Source organism: Psychromonas arctica (assembly GCF_038155225.1).
Lineage (GTDB): Bacteria > Pseudomonadota > Gammaproteobacteria > Enterobacterales > Psychromonadaceae > Psychromonas > Psychromonas arctica_B.
Genome location: NZ_JBAKBA010000484.1, coordinates 1 through 207, shown reverse-complemented (window position 1 = coordinate 207; position 207 = coordinate 1). Strand labels below are relative to the sequence as shown.

At 27.1% G+C, this 207-nt stretch carries 1 protein-coding gene; it reads left to right on the top strand.

Annotated features, from left to right (window positions below):
- Positions 1–204 (top strand): hypothetical protein (locus V6255_RS19175; RefSeq protein WP_341629502.1); only part of this gene is annotated, 204 nt, incomplete at its 5' end.
- Positions 205–207: the final 3 nt, after the last annotated feature.

The following is a 207-nucleotide window of genomic DNA, read 5'->3' as shown; positions in this document are numbered from 1 at the left end:
AAAAAATTGAGAGTTCAAGAGGCGACTAATTGTAAATCTCAAATTCAGACTGTAATCGTAGAACTTAAAAGTAATCCATTAATTTTATCGCTAATGTCTATGATTGCATTGAATAAAGTTCAAATACCAGATTCAAGATTAGAAGTGTATGAATCAATAAAAGAAACATTGGTTGAAAAAAGAGATATTGAAGAAAAAGAATAGAAA